12 protein-coding genes are annotated in these 21,707 nt (G+C 41.8%); 4 read left to right on the top strand and 8 right to left on the bottom strand.

Annotated elements, in window-relative coordinates; all coding sequences use genetic code 11:
• Window positions 1–144: 144 nt before the first annotated feature.
• From I2I04_RS08595 to I2I04_RS08605, 3 genes are all read left to right on the top strand, one after another.
• Entirely contained in the window at window positions 145–1,488 is a 1,344-nt protein-coding gene (locus tag I2I04_RS08595; protein WP_195654807.1) for an LruC domain-containing protein, read from the top strand.
• 115 nt (window positions 1,489–1,603) lie between these two features.
• Window positions 1,604–1,798, top strand: coding sequence for a hypothetical protein (locus I2I04_RS08600; RefSeq protein WP_143256704.1), 195 nt, complete (start codon window positions 1,604–1,606; stop codon window positions 1,796–1,798).
• Between the two features lie 47 nt (window positions 1,799–1,845).
• The gene (locus I2I04_RS08605; RefSeq protein ID WP_195654808.1) at window positions 1,846–4,920 is read left to right on the top strand and encodes a chondroitinase family polysaccharide lyase; all 3,075 of its coding nucleotides are present in this window, start codon (window positions 1,846–1,848) and stop codon (window positions 4,918–4,920) included.
• 427 nt (window positions 4,921–5,347) lie between these two features.
• On the opposite strand, the gene I2I04_RS08610 is transcribed toward I2I04_RS08605, so the two are convergent.
• From I2I04_RS08610 to I2I04_RS08640, 7 genes are all read right to left on the bottom strand, one after another.
• Window positions 5,348–6,607 (bottom strand): DcaP family trimeric outer membrane transporter, encoded by a 1,260-nt coding sequence (locus I2I04_RS08610; RefSeq protein WP_195654809.1) that lies wholly within the window; start codon window positions 6,605–6,607, stop codon window positions 5,348–5,350.
• A 55-nt stretch (window positions 6,608–6,662) separates the two neighbouring features.
• Entirely contained in the window at window positions 6,663–7,607 is a 945-nt protein-coding gene (locus I2I04_RS08615; protein ID WP_195654810.1) for a tRNA-dihydrouridine synthase family protein, read from the bottom strand.
• Between the two features lie 210 nt (window positions 7,608–7,817).
• Window positions 7,818–8,918: a DUF5017 domain-containing protein gene (locus I2I04_RS08620; protein ID WP_195654811.1), complete on the bottom strand. Its 1,101-nt coding sequence runs from the start codon at window positions 8,916–8,918 to the stop codon at window positions 7,818–7,820.
• Between the two features lie 30 nt (window positions 8,919–8,948).
• The gene (locus tag I2I04_RS08625) at window positions 8,949–10,721 is read right to left on the bottom strand and encodes a RagB/SusD family nutrient uptake outer membrane protein (RefSeq protein ID WP_143256707.1); all 1,773 of its coding nucleotides are present in this window, start codon (window positions 10,719–10,721) and stop codon (window positions 8,949–8,951) included.
• A 27-nt stretch (window positions 10,722–10,748) separates the two neighbouring features.
• Window positions 10,749–13,907: a SusC/RagA family TonB-linked outer membrane protein gene (locus tag I2I04_RS08630; protein ID WP_195470173.1), complete on the bottom strand. Its 3,159-nt coding sequence runs from the start codon at window positions 13,905–13,907 to the stop codon at window positions 10,749–10,751.
• A 159-nt stretch (window positions 13,908–14,066) separates the two neighbouring features.
• On the bottom strand, window positions 14,067–15,602 hold the full coding sequence (locus I2I04_RS08635) for a sulfatase family protein (RefSeq protein ID WP_195654812.1): 1,536 nt from the start codon (window positions 15,600–15,602) through the stop codon (window positions 14,067–14,069).
• 343 nt (window positions 15,603–15,945) lie between these two features.
• Window positions 15,946–20,004 carry a two-component regulator propeller domain-containing protein gene (locus I2I04_RS08640; RefSeq protein ID WP_195654813.1) on the bottom strand — a complete coding sequence of 1,353 codons (4,059 nt, stop codon included), beginning with the start codon at window positions 20,002–20,004 and terminating at the stop codon, window positions 15,946–15,948.
• A 112-nt stretch (window positions 20,005–20,116) separates the two neighbouring features.
• On the opposite strand from I2I04_RS08640, the gene I2I04_RS08645 reads away from it, so the two are divergent.
• Window positions 20,117–20,758, top strand: coding sequence for a carbohydrate-binding family 9-like protein (locus I2I04_RS08645; protein ID WP_143256725.1), 642 nt, complete (start codon window positions 20,117–20,119; stop codon window positions 20,756–20,758).
• 162 nt (window positions 20,759–20,920) lie between these two features.
• On the opposite strand, the gene lpxA is transcribed toward I2I04_RS08645, so the two are convergent.
• Complete coding sequence (gene lpxA, locus I2I04_RS08650; RefSeq protein WP_143256726.1) at window positions 20,921–21,691, bottom strand: acyl-ACP--UDP-N-acetylglucosamine O-acyltransferase; 771 nt, start codon at window positions 21,689–21,691, stop codon at window positions 20,921–20,923.
• Between the last annotated feature and the right edge of the window lie 16 nt (window positions 21,692–21,707).

Consider the following 21,707-nt stretch of genomic DNA (forward strand, 5'->3'; position numbering starts at 1 on the left):
GAAATTACAAATAAAGGCAGGTGGAAAGCTGTTGAGCGTTAAATATATTTTTGATAAGTTAACAGATGAGGTCTGGGGATAAGTATGATAAACCGGGCTTTCGTGCAAAACAGAAACAAACAATAATTTAAAAATTAGATTAAAATGAAGATTAAAAGTTTGATGTATGTCCTTATGGGGACGATGTTGGTTGTTGCTTGTACAGACAGTAACAATGAAGAAGGAATAGTGGATAATGGAGGAGGAGATGATTCTCCACAGTATGTTATTCCGGCAGGGTTTGATTTTGCAACTAGTCGTACTGTCTCTGCTAAAGTTTATTCAAGTAAGCCTGTAGTGGCTGATTTGTATTGGGATTCAGAAAATCAGGAAAGAAGTTTGTTGGTGAGTGGTCTGCTTGTTGATGGAGAGAAAGACTTGGAATTGAATGTGCCTATTCACTGTGCCAATATTTATTTAAAGTATTCTGATGGAACGGATAAAACAGCATCATTTCCGATAAATAGCGTGACTCGGAGTGGTGAGACTGTAGCAATAACTGTACCTGAAGATGCGGTGGCGGTAACTAGCGAGGAAGATGATGGATGGTTTTTCTATCATAATACAGGCGTTGCTATGTTTGAAGACAATTGGCCGATTGAACCAGGTCAAGACAATGATTTGAACGATGTTGTTTTTGAGTATGATTTGAAAGTGACCGAATGTCAGGCTGAAAAATGGCTTGAAGCTGGTCAGGGATATAAAGAAGGATTGAAGTTGACTTTGGATATTCGTGCCAAAGGCGGTAGATATCCTATTAAATTAGGTGTAGTATTAGGTGGCTTGGATAAAAAGTATATAGAGACTGTTGCGACCCGTATTCTTTTGAAAGAAGGACAAGGAGAAGAAAAAGTACTTGCCACTGGGGAAATGCAAGCAGAAATGCCTCAACAGCAACTCTTTGGTAAGTCGCAATTTTGTAAAGTTACGGTAGACACGGAACACGGTAGTCCGGTTATCATAATGGATGGTTTGAGTGCTTTGGGTGATAATACTAATTTCTTCCAGACTACGAAAGGTTTTATAAATCCGGGACAAGGTATGTTACGTGCAGAAATTATTTTGGGAGCTAAGGCTCGTACTAGTCTTACTGAAGATTTGGATCAATTGAAAGCTTATCGTGCTCTTATTACTGATACTCATAATCAGAACTTCTTTATTGTGACACATACGAATAAAGAGATTCACATGAAAGGCTATAGACCTTCTTATCTTTATACTGATTACGAAGCTGATTCAGCCGGTGAGATGATGGAAGATGTTCCATATTGTAATAAGAATGGTTTTGTTTGGGGGATTAAAGTTCCTGTTGGTGTAAAACATGCTTATGAAAAGGTGCTTTTTGATAACGCTTATCCTGAATTCCGTGCTTGGGTGACTAGCAATGGAGCTGATAACAAGGATTGGTATTTGCATCCAGCTGCTGAAAAAGTGGTAGAAGCTTGGTAATACAAATTCCCGGTCAATACATTATTTGAGATATTTTGTACAATTTGAACCCCTCTTTTTTCGAAAAGAGGGGTTTCTTTGTATCCGGAAGAATTATCTTTAAACTAATACCGTAATGACGAAGCGATTTATTATTAGCTACAGTTTGATTACTTTATTTCTTTTGAGTAGTGTAGTGCTGTTTGCACAACACGAAAATGCGTTTGCGCAACAATGGAAGATAGAAGATGCATCCCATGCCTTGCAGGTGATGGACATTTCGGGCTTCGTCTCTTACAGAACCATCTACTATTTACGGATTTTAAAGTGACTACTCTCTGACTTATATATTGGAAAACCTAATAAGACGATATATCCATGATGAAACAAGCTTTTATTAAATTAGGAGTGACAACTCTATTTTCTCTTTTGTGTTCAACATTCCTTCATGCGCAAGTCGTAACAGACGAGCGGATGTTTTCTTTTGAAGAACCACAAATCCCGGATTGTATATCCGGCACTCATTCTCAACTGTCAGTATCCGATGTGCATTATAAAGACGGAAAACATTCGTTGGAATGGACATTTGAGCCTGGTGGTGTATTGGAACTTAAAAAAGACTTGAAGTTTGAAAAGAAAGATCCGACTGGCAAAGACTTATTCCTTTCGGCTTTTATTGTGTGGGTTTACAATGAAGAACCCCAAGATGCAACCATCGAATTTGAGTTTCTGAAAGACGGTAAAAAATGTACTTCTTTTCCTTTTGGTATCAATTTCACTGGCTGGCGTGCCGCATGGGTCTGCTATGAGAGGGATATGCAAGGCACACCGGAGGAAGGGATGAATGAACTTCGTATTGTAGCTCCAAATTCAAAAGGACGCCTTTTCATCGACCATTTAATTACATCTACTAAAGTAGACGCACGTCAACAAACAGCCGATTTGCAGGTACCTTTTGTTAATAAAGGAACGACTAGTCATTGGCTGGTGATTTATAAACATTCTCTTTTAAAACCGGATATTGAACTAACTCTTGTGGGCGACAAGCAACGGGAAGAAATGCAACTGTTAGAGAAACGTTTTCGTGATATGATCTATACGAAAGGCAAGATCACAGATAAAGAGGTTGAGAATATTCGTAAGAAATATGATTTCTATCAGATCACTTACAAAAACGGTCAGGTTTCGGGAGTACCTGTCTATATGGTACGTGCTGCGGAAGCTTATGAGCGAATCATTCCGGATTGGAACAAGGATATGCTCACTAAGATGGGTGTGGAAATGCGTGCTTACTTCGATCTGATGAAAAAAATAGCTGTTACATATAATAATAGTACGGCGAAACCGGTGATTCGGGAAGAAATGAAGAAGAAGTTTTTAGCCATGTACGATCACATAACCGATCAGGGCGTGGCCTATGGTAGTTGTTGGGGAAATATCCATCATTACGGGTATAGTGTTCGCGGTCTGTACCTGGCATATTTCTTGATGAAAGATGTGCTTAGAGAAGCCGGCAAACTTCAAGAAGCCGAACGGACATTACGCTGGTATGCGATTACTAACGAAGTGTATCCCAAACCGGAAGTCAACGGAATTGATATGGACTCTTTCAATACACAGACCACAGGGCGTATTGCCAGTATTCTAATGATGGAAGATACACCGGAGAAACTGCAATATTTACGGTCTTTCTCTCGTTGGATTGACTATGGTTGTCGTCCTGCACTGGGGTTGTCCGGTTCATTTAAAGTGGACGGAGGTGCTTTCCATCACCGCAATAATTATCCGGCTTATGCCGTAGGCGGACTGGATGGAGCAACAAACATGATTTATCTTCTTAGCCGGACGGAATTCGCAGTTTCCAAATTGGCTCATGAAACGGTGAAGAATGTATTACTGACCATGCGCTTTTATTGCAATAAACTGAACTTCCCTCTTTCTATGTCCGGTCGTCATCCGGATGGAAAAGGAAAACTGGTTCCTATGCATTTTGCCATGATGGCCCTAGCCGGTTCACCCGATGGAAAGGTGGAATATGATAGTGAAATGGCTTCTTCTTACCTTCGTTTGATTTCCGATTCAGGCGTTGAGAATGATGCTCCCGAATATATGCCCAAAGTGTCAAATGCTGAAGAACGCAAGGTGGCAAAACTTCTGATAGAGAAAGGCTTCCGTCCGGAACCGGACCCGCAGGGGAATATAGCAATGGGCTATGGTTGTGTCTCTGTTCAACGTCGTGGTAACTGGTCTGCCGTGGCCCGTGGACATTCCCGTTATTTATGGGCGGCTGAACATTATTTGGGAGCGAATTTATATGGTCGCTACCTGGCACACGGCAGTTTGCAGATATTGACTGCTGCACTGGGGCAGACAGTGACTCCGGTCACTAGTGGCTGGCAGCAGGAAGGTTTTGACTGGAACCGTATCCCGGGAGTCACATCTATTCATTTGCCATTGGAACAATTGCAGGCTAAAGTGCTCAATGTAGACCGTTATTCAGGAATGGAAGAGATGCTTTATTCTGATGAAGCTTTTGCAGGCGGGTTGTCTCAACAGAAGATGAATGGTAACTTCGGAATGAAGTTGCACGAACACGACAAGTATAACGGATCGCACCGGGCACGTAAATCTTACCATTTCATCAATGGAATGATTGTCTGCCTTGGATCGGATATCGAAAATACAAATACGGAGTTTCCAACTGAAACGACTATCTTCCAATTGGCAGTCACTGATAAGGCGGGACATGACTATTGGAAAAATTATCAGGGAGATAAGAAAGTTTGGGTAGATCATTTGGGGACAGGTTATTATGTTCCGACTGCCATTCGGTTTGAGAAAAACTTTCCTCAATATTCGCGAATGCAGAATACGGGAAAGGAAACAAAAGGTGATTGGGTTTCTTTGGTAGTAGATCATGGAAAGGCGCCGAAAAACGGAAGGTATGAATATGCTGTTTTGCCTCAAACGAATGAAACCGCGATGAAGAAGTTTGCGAAAAAGCCAACTTATAAAGTATTGCAGCAAGATCGGAAGGCACATATTGTAGAGTCCGCTTCCGAACAGATTGTTTCTTATGTATTGTTTGAAACTCCTGAAACAACGTTGCCGGGTGGTCTGTTGCAACGTGTGGATACTTCCTGTCTGGTTATGACTCATAAAGAATCTGCTGATAAGATTAAGCTGACGGTGGCACAACCTGATTTGGCTTTGTATCGCGGCCCAAGTGATGAAGCGTTTGACAAAGACGGAAAGCGGATTGAACGTAGTATCTACTCTCGTCCGTGGATTAATAATGAAAGCAGTGAAATACCGGTGACTGTGACCCTAAAAGGCCAATGGAATGTGGAAGAAACTCCGTTTTGTAAAGTCGTCTCTTCTAATGAAAAGCAAACAATCTTACGATTCAGTTGCAAGGATGGCGCTAGCTTTGAAGTGGAGCTGAAGAAATAAGAGTTATACAGTTAGGAGATATCCTGTTTGCCTTTGTAGAAACAATAGTTTCAAAGCTTTGAAACTGTTGTTTCCAGCCGCGGAAACTTTAGTTTCTATAAGGAGAAACTTTGGTTTCAAGCGTATGAAACTTTAGTTTCAAGTAAGGAAAACAAAAGTTACGTGCCTTGAAACAAAGGTTGTATATTAATGAAATAAATATAACTGCTTGAACTCTTGGAATGAATGTCTCCGGTTTATGAAGTGTAGTTAGTCTGTTTGTAAGCGTCTCCGCGATGCCGTCTTGCCTTTATTTCCAGTGACAGCAATATTGCTGTCACAATGCTGTCACCGATTGCTGTCACAATGTTAATCGTTTATAATCAAATTATTAGGCAGTGATCGGTGACAGGTGACAGATATATAATCAAAATATTAGTGTAGAGGGTTAGAACATAAACATGGCAACAGCAACAATACGGTTGTTGCATACGGCATGAGTATCTCTGATTTTTCCATTGGAGGCATTAAGTGAACCATACCATGCAGAGCTTAAGGTATATTCCAATCCGAATTTCCAATGGGGAACATTGTAGGTCAGTTCAGCGCCTGCTGTTACTAACTGGTCGAGGTTTGTTCCCGTTCCATACACTTGAGCGTCAGTTCCGTTCGGGGCATATAGTGCATCGCTTGTTCCCAGATTTTTAGCATATCCTACAAAAATACCAGGTTTCCATTTCTGTCCGTAGACAACATTCAACCAAGAGCTGGAGAAACGTATTGGAGTATATTTCTGTTCTCCGGTGTGCTCGTTGACTGACTTAATGCCGAATCCGCCTAATCCGGAAGCTTGTGTAAGATTGGAACCCAATACACTTTTTGCGGCAATGAACCAGGCTTTATGGGTGTATTTCGCATGGGCCTCGTAAGAAAGGGTGGTTATGCGTTCGTCTATTTTATATTTATCTCCGTTTGCTCCCAAGGCATTTGTGCGTGGCTTTAATGATAACAATTCAATGCCGACACCTGCCAATAAACCGTCTTTCTTGTAGTCAGCTCCTACATATATCTCCGGAATGCAACCATTTTTCAGGTATTCATGACTTTTTTTGCTCTCTTTCGGTTTGTCAGGATTGATACCTTGTGAGGTGTATTGTGATTGCCACACTGCTGCTCCGGTAAGTTGGAAATTTTTGTTTGTATAGCGATAACGAATTTGTGGCGCACGGCTGAAAGGTTGGAACGGTGCTCCTACGGAAAGATTAAGAATCTGCGGCGATACATCTCCAAATAACGGATGCCAAGTTTGCCCGAGCAATACAGCCGATTTTCCCCAATCCAGATTCAAATAAGCATGGCGGAGTCTAATGACCGAATAAGAAGTCCCTGTACCACGGAAGTCGACCTCTACTTTGGCAGATGTCTTGGCTGTTCCCAGCTTCGGACCGGCAACGTCTACTCCGAGACGTGAATACAAGGTATAGAAGTTACTGTTAGGAGTTGAGTTCAAATCATTCCCGTCCGGATCACGTACCTTATCTTTCGGGTACATATAGAACAACCCGTCTACGGTCTCTTCATTGGCACGACTATTGTAATAGAAATCAGTACGAATTTGTCCGTAGAATTTGAACTTGAAATCCTGCATTTGTGCGAAACTGCCTGATACAGTTATCAGACAAAGAAATAATAGAATGTATTTTTTCATAATGTGCTTGTTTATAAACGGGCGCAAAATTACATAAAATTACCGGTTTATCAGTTTATCGTTGATTAAAAAAGGCTAGAATCGCCTGATTATATTTATTGAGACTTCCGCTTTTATGAATTGCTTTCAGTAATTTTCTGTCTGCTTGTGGCGTCAGATATTCCCAGAAAGTTTTCATCTTGTTTAGAAGCTGTTCGTCTCCTCCTTCCAACTGTTCTGCATATTGAGTGTATACAGATGTATGCATCGAATGAAGTTTTTCCCTCATTTCATCGGCGGTTAAGATTCGATTCTCTTTATACTCCAAAGCCAGAGCCGGATTGGCAAGCAGTCCCCGCCCAATCATAATGCCTGCCAATGCCGGAAATTGTTTCTGGATACGTTGGATATCCTCTAAAGAATGAATGTCTCCGTTATAGATAAGCGGATGCTTGCATACCTCCTGGAAGGCGGAGAATCCCTCCAGGTTTACTTCCCCTTTATATTGCTGTTTCCCTAATCGGGGATGCATGGTTACTTGCCGCAAAGGTAAGTCGTTGATGATAGGTGCCAAGTGAAGACATTCATCCGGATTTTCCCATCCTAATCTCATCTTTATTGAAAAGCTGATTTCCGGATACTTCAAAACAAGATTGAGCAATTCCTTCACTTCTTCCGGATAAGGAAGAATGCCGGAACCATTGTGGCGTTTGGTTAATATGGGAAAAGGACATCCCATATTAATGTCGGCTTCCTTATATCCCTTTTCAATGAATAGGGATAAAATCTTCTCAGCCTTTTCAGTAGAAGGGGCTATCAGCTGGGGAATCAGATGCGAAACCTGATTATTCCCGGGTTCGATTCCCCGGATGTCTCTATGGCGGAAGCTGCCTTTTTCGAGTCGTACAAATGGAGTGTAATAAGTGTCTATACCTCCAAAGCAGGCAGCATGAGCATTACGGTAAATTACGTCGGTGTAACCTTGTAATGGGGCAAAATGAATAGGAAGAGTCTTTTGCATTGTTTTTATTTTTGTGCAAACTTATATATAAATGTTGATTTATACGCCAGTTGAATAAAGAAAAATATTTCTCTGTGAAGAATGAAGATATGGAAAAAGTAAAAGAGAGGAACCTCGCGGACCCTCTCTTTTTAATGTTAAATTGATTAAAGTCTGATTTTTATAAACGTTTTCTATGATTGAAGGTTAGAAAAATTGGGGGATATACTATTATTCTACAACGTTTATAGTCAGTTCACGTACTACTTGACCACCTTGATGGACGTAGTTTGCATTGTTGGCTACGAAGGTAGCGGTGTATGTTCCGGCCTCCTCGTAGGTATGTGAGTATATCTCTAATGATTGCGAGATATTCTTGATGGCTACACCGGCGTCAGGATCGCAGGAACCATTGAGGAGAACCGGGGTAGAAATAAGCCAAGTATCTCCTTTGGTATAGTCTTTGCTGCCCCCGCTGGTTACGAAATCGTTTGGTTGGCTAATTCTCCAGAAATAAGGAATATTACCATCCACTGTGGTATATGCTATCTTGTCTGCATATTCAGCATTTTTCATTTCTTCAAGTGTGAGATTTTTGTTTCCTAATGCTTCCTTCAGTTTGTTAAGATGAGAACTGTTTTTTGAAAGGTCATCCAAATTATAGGTTACATTCAAGGCTGAGAACTCAAAATTTTTTGCATTGATTGTAGTTGATTTCCCGTTGTTGAACTCTAAATTAAGCTGTAAACCTTTAATATGTATAACAGGCATTGTAGCGCTGTTGTCAAGGGGATTCAGGCGGAAAGCAATGCTGATTTCCTTGCCCAAGTAAGAAGTCAAAGGGCAAGAATAGTCTTTAGTAACTTTAGTTGCTTTGGGGAGATCTTCCTGGCTGACAAGTTCCGTCCAGTCACAGTTAGTAACAGCTTCTTTGTCTTTTTCCACGTTGTTGCCACTAATTCCTCCAAATCGATCGGATATTAATATGTGAGTAGAGCCTTCGATGGTTTTCGCATTGCCATAGTCATATAATATAGAGAAATTGATTTCACATTTTTCTACGTCTTCCGGTTGCATTTCAATTCTGTCCCGATGTTTGTATTCATGGCCTATTTCTCCACTGAAGAATGTTATAAAATCAGGGTCACCATCAAAGCTGAACGTTACAGGGCTTCCTTTCTTTACAGTCACAGTTTTGCCATCGAAGCTGACATTGCTGTCTGTCACCACACCCACTTCCATTGCTGTTTCTTCTTTTAATTCCTTGTCGCATGAAGCCAGGGATAGTCCGGCAAAAGCGATAGTCATCAAACTTTTATATATTGTTTTCATGTCCTTTTCTTTTTAAAGTTATTAAGAGAATTACCAACCCGGATTATTCGTCTTGATAGCACCGTTTGATCCTATTTCATTGGCAGGAATCGGGAAATAATTGTAAGACTTCGGAATATTGAAGTAAGTATATACATTGATTCCGAATTTCCAGGATTCGTCAGCCTGTGCCTTGTCCACTTGTTCCTGCATCAGTTTGTAATAGTCTCCCCAACGGATCAGGTCGAAACGGCGTGTATATTCGAAGCAGAGTTCCATAGCACGTTCGTCTTTGATAGCCTTCCGGAAGTTGGTTTCATCCAGATTTGCAGCAAGCTTGTTGATTCCTGCACGCTCTCTTACTGCGTTGATACATTCATAAGCCAGATCATTAGGACCATGGTTGACCTCATTCTCTGCCTCTGCAATCATTAGCAGAATGTCAGAGTAACGGAGAAGAGGGAAGTTGATGGAAGTATCGTTTTTGCTCTTCTTGTCAGCTTCATATTCTCTACGATATTTGGCGGCAGCTCTGTTGCGGTTCTTATTGGCATCGTTCTTCGATTCACGATCACCGTAAGTAGAACCCGGCTCTGTTTCACCATAGCTGAAGGATTTGTCCCAGTATTGTTGTTTCACTTCATCTCTTTTTCCCTTTACAAATTCACGACCGTCTACCGGGGTACCTTCCCCTGCTGACTGGGTGTAAGTGAATGGAGCGATGTTCCAGTTGCAACGGTCAATGTCACCGTTTGCTTCATACAATTCGAGCAGTTTAGGAGTATTCCAGATAAAAGCGTATGCATAACCCGGGTCACCTTTACCGGTGATGGATGCTTTGGAAGAAAGATCTTTACCCTGAATACCAATGATATTACCGATTCTACCTTCTGCACGTACATCCGTTGAACGGTTACCTGCAAATTCTACTTCCCAAATACTTTCATTAGCTTTGGCACCATCCTTATTGAGAGCTGTGTTATACTTATCAGAGCAAATGTCGATAAAGAAATCCCAATATTTGGCAGTCAGTGAATGACCTTCATTCTTGACTAACTGTGCATAGTAACTTGCTTTTTTGAAATATTCTGTAATCTCGGCACTAGTCGTATTGTTGGCCAAACCCACTTCTTTGTCACGTTTAGGTTCGCCGGCTCTGAACATATATACACGCGCCAACATTCCCCAAGCTGCCGATTTGGAAACACGTCCCGGCAAATAGTTCAAATCTTGAGCAGATTTGAGATCCTCAGCAGAACCATACATCTCTTTAATGATAAAATCATAAATTGTCTGTTTGTCCGTGCGCGGAATAGAGAGGTTATAAGCATCTTCTGTAGAATTAGTCTTGAAAGGTACATCACCCCAACATTCTACTAAAGTGAAATAATAGAATGCGCGTAAAAAGCGGGCTTCAGCTTTGTACTGCTTGCGGGTATCGTCGTTCATATCGGGCACTGCATCAATATTTTCCAGGAAAATATTGGCTCTGTTGATGCCGGAGTATAGTGTGTACCACAATGCTGCAACGGCCGGATCACTTGTATTGGCATTGTTACAGATCAACCCGCTTTTGTTAGGTCCGCGGTTGGCACCACCATAGTGCCCCAGATCGTCACCTCCTACAAGGTATAAGAATTCATTTCCGTAGAAGGAACTTTGTCCCAGAATGGCATAGGTTCCTGTTAGCCAAGAGGTAGCGTCCGCTTCATTTTTGAAAAAGTTTTCAGGAGTGGTGTATGTCGGGTCTTTTTCCAGGAAATCGCAGGAAGTCAGGTTAAGTCCGACAAGAAGTGATATGATGATTATTTTTATTGTTTTCATATACGTAATTGTTTGAAGGATGATTGATTAAAAACCTAAGTTTATACCAAAACTGATAGAGTAGGCTCTCGGATAAGCGGAGAAGTCCAGTCCCGGAGTCAGTGCGCCTTCGCGGATAGATACTTCCGGGTCATAACCGGAATATCCTGTACATGTCCATAGATTCTGACCGGCAACGAATACACGTGCATTGTCTATCTTCCATTTCTTGGTCAGTTGTTTTGGCAGTGTATATCCCAAAGATACGGTCTTCAGACGAAGGAAAGAACCATCTTCAATAATACGTGTAGAGAACACTTTGTTGGAACCGGAGTCGGTAGCTCTCGGAATATTACTTTCCGGATTTTCCGGTGTCCAACGGTCTGCATAACTTGCGTATTGGTTCAAGTCACGTGTTTTATTGCTGTTCTCGAAGAACAAGCGGTTGGCATTCAAAACATCGTTTCCGTATGACCATTGGAAGAAAACACTCAAGTCGAATCCTTTGTATTCGAAGTTGTTGGTGAATCCGCCTGTATGCTTCGGCATACCGTTACCGATCATAGTACGGTCGTTGTCGTCGATGATACCGTCGCCATTCAAGTCTGCGTATTTCGGCATACCTGGTTGTGTATTACTCTCGGAAGAGAAATACGGAACATTGCGTTTCAGTGTATATGTATCACCCGCTTTATCGAAATCTTCATATTTGTATGTACCTTCATAGATGAATCCGTACATCATTCCCATCGGATAACCCACTTTGGCAATATAGCTGTATTGGGAGTTATAGTTCTGGTCAAATTTGGCTGCACTCAACAGAGAGGATTGGTCTTCGGCCAATTCTAATACTTTGTTCTTATTGAATGCGATATTAAAGTTAGTAGTCCATGAGAAATTACGGTTCTTGATATTAGTTGTGTTCAATGTGAACTCGATACCTTGGTTGCGTACCTTTCCTACATTCTTCATGGCACTGAAATAACCGGAAGAGGTGGGAAGCGCAGTATTCAGCAATAAATCACGAGTCGTTTTACGATACCAGTCTACAGTTAATCCGATGCGCTCGTCCAGAAAGCCCAAATCCAGCCCCAAGTTCCATTGTTCGGTCGTTTCCCATTTCAGTTTTCTGTTTCTTAAGGAAGTGGGCACTGTACCTACACTTGTCAGACTGTTTTCGAACGGATATACGCCACTGGGGAGGCTACCGATCGAAATAAAGTCTCCGACTTTATCCTTCAATATCTGATATAAAGCATACGTATCATACTCGCCTACACGGTTGTTACCAGTCAATCCCCAGCTTGCTCTTAATTTACCTGAAGAAACAACAGACTTCAATGGTTTCATAAAATCTTCCTCCATGAATCCCCATGCCAATGAACCGGAAGGGAAGTAGCCGAAACGGTTATCACCACGGAACTTGGAAGAACCGTCGGAACGGAAAGAAACCGTTGCATAATACAATGATTTATAGTTATAGTTCAAACGTCCCAGGAAAGAAAGCATAGACCAAGAACTCTTTAATGATTTAGTCGTACTGGGAGTTCCTTCACTCATTCCCGCCATGCCGAGTGCTTCGTTCGGAATCTGTACCGTTTTGTATGAATAGTATTCATAGTCGGAATTCTGCAGGGTTACACCTACCATGCTATTAAAGAAATGCTTCCGTTTGATATTGGTCTGATAGGTCAGAATATTTTCGTTCAACCATGTTGCACGTTGAGAATGGTAGATTTCTGCATTTACCTTATCGGATGATTTCGGATTACCATAACGGGTCTTCGAGTTGTTGAATGTTTCCCCTTTGCGGGTATCGAATGTGTAACCGCCGGAAACTTTCAACTTCAATCCTTTGATAAATTCATATTCTGCAAATCCGTTGAACTGAATATAGTTCGCATACGTCTTTCGATATTCGTTTTTCAAGGACATGATAGGATTGAAACGATAGTCGTTGGTATTGTTTATCGCGTCGTCCATGATGTTATCCATCAACGAGTTTAATGGTCTGTCCGGTTCGGTCACGGGGCGGTATCCCCATACACTATAGAACAGGTTATTCATACCACTGTATGAGTTCTGGGAAGGAGAACCACCGGTGGTTGTAGTGCTTGAATAGTTGGTTGTCAGATAGATTTTCAGTTTCTTCTTTTGGATGGTAGTACCCATACGGCCTTGTACACGTTTGTAGTTTGATTCCAACAAGATACCGTCCTGGTCATAATAAGATAAAGAAGCGTTGTAGCGAACTCCTTCCGAACCACCGGTCAGGCTGACATTGTGGCTTTGCATCCATGCGCTGCGGAAGATCTCATCCTGCCAGTTATATTGCGGGATATTCCTATAATCTTCCAGTCCCCATTTCTTACCGTCATAATTCATGAAGTAGGTAGTTTCCATATCTTTGGGACTACGTTCTGCCTGCAGTTTAACGAACTCGTATGCATCCATCATCGGAATCGTTTTGGTGATATGCTGAATACCGAAACTTCCGTCATATTTAATTTTAGGCTGACCGATTGTTCCTTTCTTGGTTGTAATCATTACGACACCATTGGCACCACGAGCACCGTAGATAGCGGTAGCAGAGGCATCCTTCAGGAAATCGAGTGACTCAATATCGTTCTGATTGATGGCTGCGGCTATGGAAGGGTCTTCTACCGGGAAACCGTCAATGACATAAAGAGGAGAGTTGTCTTGTGTCAATGAGTTGTTACCACGGATGACGATGTTCATCTGTCCGCCCGGCATACCTTCGCCCGAACTTACATTGACACCGGCAATACGTCCGCCCAATGTCTCGCCGAAAGAAGCAGTTGGAGTGCTAAGCAGTTCTGCCATACTGGCTTTGGCAACAGAACCCGTCAGATCCTTCTTGCGTATTTCCTGATAGCCGACTACTACTACTTCGTCCAGCGTCTTTGTGTCTTCCTTTAATGTGATGACCATTGGCTTTTGAGTGTCCACCTTCATTTCTACAGTGACATAACCAATGAAAGAAATAACCAATATCGAATTCTTATTGGGCACGTTAAAAGCAAATTTACCGTCAAGGTCAGTGATTGTTCCTTGCGAAGTACCCTTTACCTGAACACTGGCTCCCGGCACTCCTTCTCCTAAGTTATCCTTCACTGTACCTTTAACAAGTACCTGTGCAAGTACAAAAGAAACAGAAAACAGGATCAGTCCGATGGAGGAAAGCATCCTTTTTCTAGTTTGAGTGGATAAATGTTTTTTCATATATTAAAAATTAAGTGATTTATTGAATCTACGTTTGCAAAGATAGACGGATTGAATCTTCTTATATGGATAGAATTATTCAAGATTGGTGCAAAATCATACAATTTTTCTGTTCTCATATATCTATTTCTCTTTTACGGATTTCAGTAATTCGGATAACTCTTTCACTATGTCGGAATGTTGCTTTGCGACATTGGTTTTCTCCGATGGATCGGAGGATAAATCGTAAAGTTGAGGCTGTTTGTCGTTGCCTAACTCCATTCCTGTCCAGTATTCGATAGCAGGGCTGTCACTCGGCTCGATGTATTTCCATTGACCTTTAATAATGGCAAGCGTATTATTGAGATTTTGCTGAACGACATACTCACGATCTGTATTATTTTTGCCTAGGAGCACATTCAAATGTTCCTGACTGTCAGGAGCGGCTCCTTTACGTAAAGGTTGGTTCAGAAGCAAAGCGAGTGACGCGTACACATCTATCTGGGAAAAAAGTGCTTGCTGTTTGTTCGGCTTTATCTGGGCTGGCCAGCGAACGATAAACGGGACACGTGTACCGGCTTCATAAGCACTGTATTTTCCACCACGGTAAATCCCCATCGGCGTATGTCCGTTTAGAAGTTCGTAGGCTTGGTCTTGATAGCCGTCGTCTATGACAGGACCGTTGTCGCTGGTAAAAATCAGTATGGTATTGTCTGCAATGTGGAGACTGTCCAGCGTATGCATGATTTTACCGATGGTCCAGTCCAGTTGCAGGATGACATCACCACGGGTGCCTAGTCCGCTTTTGCCGGCAAAACGTGGATGGGGGATTCGTGGTACGTGTACGTCTTGCGTACCCATATATAAAAAGAAGGGTTTTTCCTGATGGGATGCGATAAAGTTCTTTGCTTTATTAGCAATAACATCGGCTATGTCTTCATCCTTCCAAAGGGCAGACTTCCCGCCAGTCATCCATCCAATGCGGGGGATGCCGTTGATAATTGTATTGTTGTGTCCTTGGCTGGGTTTCAAGGTTACGAGTTCCGGATTCTCTTCCCCCGTAGGCCAATTGCCGACTTTATGGTCGTAGCTTACGGTGATAGGGTCATTGGGGTCAAGTCCTACGACATGTCCGTTTTCTACAAATACACAGGGTACACGGTCTACAGTAGCCGGAATAATAAATTCGTAGTCAAAACCAATACTTTGTGCGTTAGGGGTAATCCGGTTGTTAAAGTCGGTTCCACCCTTCGGACCGAGTCCCAGATGCCATTTACCTACTGCACCGGTTACGTATCCTGCATCTTTCAGCATATTTGCCATGGTGACGCAGGTAGTGTCGATAATGAGTTCGGAGTTACCGGGAGCGATTCCTGTGTTTTCCTGTCTCCAGGGATACATACCTGTCAGGAGTCCGAAACGGGAAGGGGTGCTGGTGGCAGAAGTTGCATAAGCATTGGTGAATTGTACTCCTTGTCCTGCCAACCGGTCAATGTTGGGGGTGCTCACTTTCGTTGCTCCATAACAACTTAAATCACCAATGCCGAGATCATCTGCAAATATATAAATAATGTTAGGCTTTTGGCTATTCTGCCCATTGCTCTTTTGGGGTGCATAATTGCATCCTGACAGCGTGACGATGCCGGACAATAGGGGAAGTAGACGCGGGACGTTTTTCATAATGCTGAAAGTTTTAGGAAATAATGTAATGAACACAAAGATAAGTGATTGGAAGAAAAAGAATGAGTAGGAATGTACAAGTGAAGTACAAAATAGTACACTTAAGAAGTTCCTTCTTTATTCGGGCTAAGATGTCCGGGGTAAGAAACGATCATTCCTCTGATTTGGAAAGTATATGGTTAGTGTTGTATCATCCCGTATTCGTTTATATAATAAATTTAGGCACGGATTACACGGATTAACGTTGTTGTTTTCATGCTCATCGTTTTAAAACCGTGAAATCCGTGTGGTCCGTGCCTAATAATATAAGATTATTTTGCAAGACAACTTGTGCAATTGCTTGCTAATCAGCTTTTTCTTCGTCTCTTTCTTCGCTCTCTTCTCCTTTACGATAAGCCAGCGGACTGACGTGATAAATCTCTTTGAAACATTTACTGAAATAGCGGGAGGAGGAGAACCCAATCCGGTCAGAGATCTCCGTGATATTCAGCTCCGGATTATTCCTTAACATAACAGCGCCTTTTTTGAGACGTATGCTTAGAATGAAATCATTCGGGGTCTGGCCTGTGACTGCTTTCAGTTTGGTGAATAAGTTTGTACGTGCCATACCCATTTCACGGGCGAAGATGTTAACGTTGAAATCCGTATTGTCCAGATGGCGTTCGATAATAGCCATTGCACGGTCGAGCATCTCTTTATCCATCGGGTTGGTAGCCAACATTTGAGCAAAAGCCTGCGGCTGTTTGCTGAACTTCTCTTGCAATAGCCGTCGGGAGTTAACTAGATTATTGCAACGGGAAATTAGAAGATTGGTATTAAACGGTTTCGTGATATAATCATCCGCACCGATCTTCAATCCTTCGATATTATGCTCTATAGCAGTGCGTGCAGTTAGTAATACTACCGGAATATGGCAGGTGTTAAAGTCCGTCTTGATCTGTTTGCAAAGTTCCGTACCTGACATACGTGGCATCACAACATCACTTAAAATGATGCTCGGCATATCCTTCTGTATCATTTCTAGTGCTTCTACTCCGTCAGAAGCTGTACTGACCTGATAGAATGTTTCGAAAATACCGACTAGCATCTGTTTGATAGATTCATTGTCTTCCACTATCAACATTTTGGCGTCCTCGATACGTTTGTTGTCTTCTTCTTTCCATTCCGAATCAGAGATTATCTCTACTGAAGGAACAATCTCTTCTGTTTGTTGGATGGTTTCCGTATCATCCTTCGCTATTTGCTCTTCTGTAAAGTGATTATTGCCAAATTTAAGGGTGATAATGAAACTGCTTCCTTTACCCGGTTCACTTTCCACCCGGATTGTGCCGTGATGAAGTTCTACAATACCTTTCGTCAGTGCCAAACCGATTCCAGTGCCAGCTCCGGTATTCAATGAGTTGAGATGCTCAGTCTGATAAAAGCGGTCGAATATCTTATCAATCTCGGCAGCAGCAATACCTGTACCGGTATCTTTTATTTCAATAATGGCGTGATCATCTTCCTGCGATACGTTAATCGAAATTGTATCTTCAGCTTTGGTATGTTTTACTGCGTTTGATAATAAATTGTTTATCACTTTCTGCATCTGCTTTTGGTCATACCATACTTCAATGTCATCCTTCTGCTTATTGAACTTGAAGTTGATTTGTTTACTGCTGGCATATTCGAGGAATAGCAGGTAGTTCTCATACAGGAAGTTTACCAGGTTATGCTGGCTTACTTTGATCTTCATGTGACCTTGTTCCTGTTTTCGGAAATCGAGCAGTTCCGTAATCAGTTCCCGCAATTGGAGACTGTTCTTGTAGATTCCCAACACCTTATTATATATGTTAGGCGTAAATGTCTGCACTTGCAACAATGTTTCTACTTGTCCTACGATCAGCGTTAATGGTGTGCGGAACTCGTGTGAGATGTTAGTGAAGAAACGAAGTTTTGACTGGTTCAAAGCTTCAAGGTCTTCAATATGTTTCTTTTCGTATTTTAAAGACTCACGGAGTTTGATGCGCGAATTATAGTTCTGAATAAGATACCATAACAGACTGATAGTTACAATGGTATAAATCAGGTAAGCCCACCATGTCTCATACCACGAAGGGAGTATAATAATCAGCAATCTGGCCTCTTTTATTCCTTCCCTCTGTGATTTGATGACAAGGGTATATTTACCTGGATTCAGGTTTGTATAAGTAATCAGCGTTTGTTTCCGGTAAGTATGGTTCCATTCGTCTGAGAAACCCTCCAGGCGATAGAGAATCTCATCTCTGTTGGCATGGATGAAGTTGGAAGTGGCATATTCGATGCTAAACATCGATTGATTTGCTTTCAGGCTAATTTCCGGAGTGTGGCAGATCGATTGTTCAAGGATGCCGCTTTCATCTCCCGGAATTACTTCTTTTCCATTGACAAACAGACAGGAAAGAATGATATTATATGATTTTGGGGTGAAGTGTAATTTCTTCTCCCAGAAAGAAATCATTCCCTGAATACCGCCAAGGAATACTTCTCCGTCATGTGTCACAAATAGTGCGTTTTCATTAACGGCGGTCAGCGGGAACCCATTTTCCGTACCATAATTATAGAATGTCTTGCTTGGATAGTCGAACTGTGAGAATCCTTGATTGGTAATCAGCAGTAAGTCTCCTTTCTGTATGGATGATTCGCAAACTTCGTAGATACAGTCGCTGGATAAACCATCTTTCTGTACATCGAAGTTTTCAAAGTCATCACTTGCTTTACGGTAACGGTCGAGGCCGCTTCCGGAGGTGCAGAACCACAGATTACCGTTACTATCCTGCATGATGCTGTTGATATTGTTGTTGCTAAGACTGTTTGGATTGGCAGGATTGTGCGGATAATTAGTGAGTTTACCGCTGTCGAACCGGTAAGAATAAACGCCCTCCCCGGTAGCTGCAATCCACAATGTGCCGTCTTTATCAATGCAAAGACTGGCTACCATGCCAATGCCTCTTCCTTCTTTCGTCTCTTTAAAAAGTTGTTGGCAAGTACCTGTTATTGGATCGAAAAGGCAGACACCGTTCTGTGTAGCAACAACCAGCTTGTCTTTATATGGTACAATGTCCCGGACAATATCTGAAGGCAGCGATGTTGGATCCCCTGCTTTCATTCGGTAGGCTGTGAAACGATTAGTGTGCAGGTCGAGCTTATTCAGGCCTCCCAAGTGGGTGCCTATCCACATAATCTCATGATCCCGGTCATAATAGATTGCTTTTACATTATTATGGGAAATACTGTTCTTGCCTTCTTCATGGCGATACCACCGATAGGTGTTATTCTTCCGGTCGTACACATTCACACCACCGCCTTCGGTACAAATCCACAGGTTCCCGTTCTTATCTTCTGTCATTCTGCCGATGATCGGACTACTTAGACCTTCTTTCTCTGTATCTCCAGTTTTGTAACGAGTATAAATTTCGTATTCCGGGTTGAAATAATTAACACCTCCGAAGTAAGTACCCAACCAGATTGTTCCTTGCTCATCTTTTACGATACACCAGATGGAAGAGTGGGTGAGTCCGTCGGGTCTGTCATTATTGGCAGTATATAGATAGAATTTGCCTGTGCTTTTGTCATACCGGTTCAGACCGTGAAATGTTCCTATCCACAGGTTGCCTGTGTTGTCTTCACAACAGCTTCTTACAAAATCAGAGCAGAGACTATTCGCGTTTTTCGAATCGTGGCGAAAGTTTTCGATGTTTCCGTCTCTCTTTATATGGTAGAGTCCTTCTTCCCAACTGCCTATCCATAACTCTTTGGCAGAATCTTCATATATACTGGCAATATTACCTCTTGTAACAGGTTGTGAGATTTTTGTTTTATCTTCCGACAAGCAATAAAGGCCACTATTGGTAGTCCCCATCCAAAGGTTTTTCTTTTCGTCCAAGTGGAGGCAGGAGAGGGTGATGTTTTTTCCGGCAAGATGATAGTAGAGATCGAAGTTACCCGTGCTTTCATTATATACAAAAATTTCTTCTCTTTTGCTGATATATAATTTTTCATTGAAGTAAATAGCATCCACATTCCCTTGCAGTAATGTTTTGAATTTTTGCGTAGTCAGATCGAACTCTGCTACTCCATCAGTGCAAAGCAAGTATACTTTTCCGTTTTTGTTTCCGGTGATGCGCAGCACTGTATTGCTGAACAGACTGTTCGGATCATTTTTCTTAAGTTTGAAACTTTTGATATCGTTACCGTTATATCGGTTAAGTCCTTCACGCGTGCCGATCCATATAATCCCTTGTTCGTCAATATAAAGGCTATTAACAGAGAACTGGGAAAGCCCATCGTCCGTGGTCAAATGGCTAAAAGTGATGTTTTGACCTTGTGTGCGGACTGCGGTTACGCTTAAAAATAGCAGAAATAAAAGAATTACTTTTCTCACTAATTTGTATTTTAAGGTGTTTACATCTATGCAAATATATTGTTTTTATTTGATTTCAGTGAATCTTATTAGAAGAAAGTAACTATATTTGTATCATTCAAACGAAAGATATATGAAAGTAAAGAAAATTAGTGCGGCTAACGTGGAGGCTTGTTCGCTTCCTAAATTATTCGATGAAGAAAAAATAGATTTTCAGCCGATTCACTGTGTCAATTGGGCTGAATATCCATACAAACCCAAAGTGAACTTTCGCATTGCTCACACGCAGAACTCAATTTTGCTACACTTTAAAGTGAAAGAGGAGAGTGTACGTGCCAAGTACGGTGAAGATAACGGTTCTGTATGGACTGATTCCTGTGTAGAATTCTTTTCTATACCTGCAGGCGACGGGATCTATTATAATATAGAATGTAATTGCATCGGAACTATTCTGGTGGGTGCCGGCCCAGTTCGTAACAACCGGGAACATGCGCCGAAAGAAGTGACTGCTCTTGTGCAACGTTGGTCTAGTCTGGGTAATCAGCCTTTTGCGGAACGTGTCGAGGAGACAGACTGGGAAGTTGCTCTCATCATTCCGTATGCTGTATTCTTTAAGCATCAGATTGAATCACTCGATGAAAAGGAGATAAAAGCTAATTTCTATAAGTGTGGTGATGAGTTGCAGACTCCTCATTTCCTTTCATGGAATCCGATAGAGATTGACCAACCGGATTTCCACCGCCCCGATTTCTTCGGTACTTTGGAATTTGAATGATGAATTGAATTTCTGGATTTGAAGATGAATCACTAGTGACGCTGAATCACTGAAGTTTCGTCCATTTATAAAAATATTATCTATTGCGTCATCCGTCTATAAAAAAGAAGGGTGACGCTTTTCTTTGAGCATCACCCTTTCTTTCTATATAAGTCATTTTGTTTATTTCACAATACCTCTTTCCGAGCTCTTTACGAAATTGACAATATTCTCGATTTCTTCACTCATAGGAACTTGATCAATAATCTTCTGTACGGCATCTTGAATGCTGAAATTACCCTGATAAATCAAACGGTATGCATTAGCGATGTGACGAAGGATTCTTTCCGATGTATTATGATGTTGGGAAAGAACTACGGCGTTCACACCGTGATATGCCACCGGATTTCCTGACATGATAACGTATGGAGGTACATCTTTAGATATACGGCATCCGCTTTGTACCAGTGTCCAACTTCCTATGTGACAATATTGATGTAGGGTAACGTTTCCACTTAGAATAACGCAGTCATCCAATGTACATTCTCCTGCAATAGTGGTGCCGATACCTACCACACAGTTATTGCTGATTTGTACGTCATGGCAAAGATGTACCTTGTCCATCAGATAGTTTCCGTTTCCGATTTTGGTAGCATTGCCGGCAAATGTAGCGCGGCTGATTACTACATTCTCACGAATATCGTTATTATCTCCGATAATCAGGCTGCTTTTTTCTCCAGTATAGTGGAAATCTTGTGGTTCCGCTCCGAGAACAGCATTCTGATGTACCTTGTTTCCTTTTCCCATTTTAGTACCTTGCAAGATACTAGCGTAAGACATGATGACGCAGTCATCCCCGATTTCTACATTCTTTTCAATGTAGGCAAAAGGCTGAACTGTTACATTCTTACCCAGCTTTGCTTCGGGGTCTACGTAAGCTAACGGACTAATCATAATAGTATATGTTTAA

The sequence above is a fragment of the Bacteroides sp. 1001136B_160425_E2 genome (assembly GCF_015559655.1).
Lineage (GTDB): Bacteria > Bacteroidota > Bacteroidia > Bacteroidales > Bacteroidaceae > Bacteroides > Bacteroides luhongzhouii.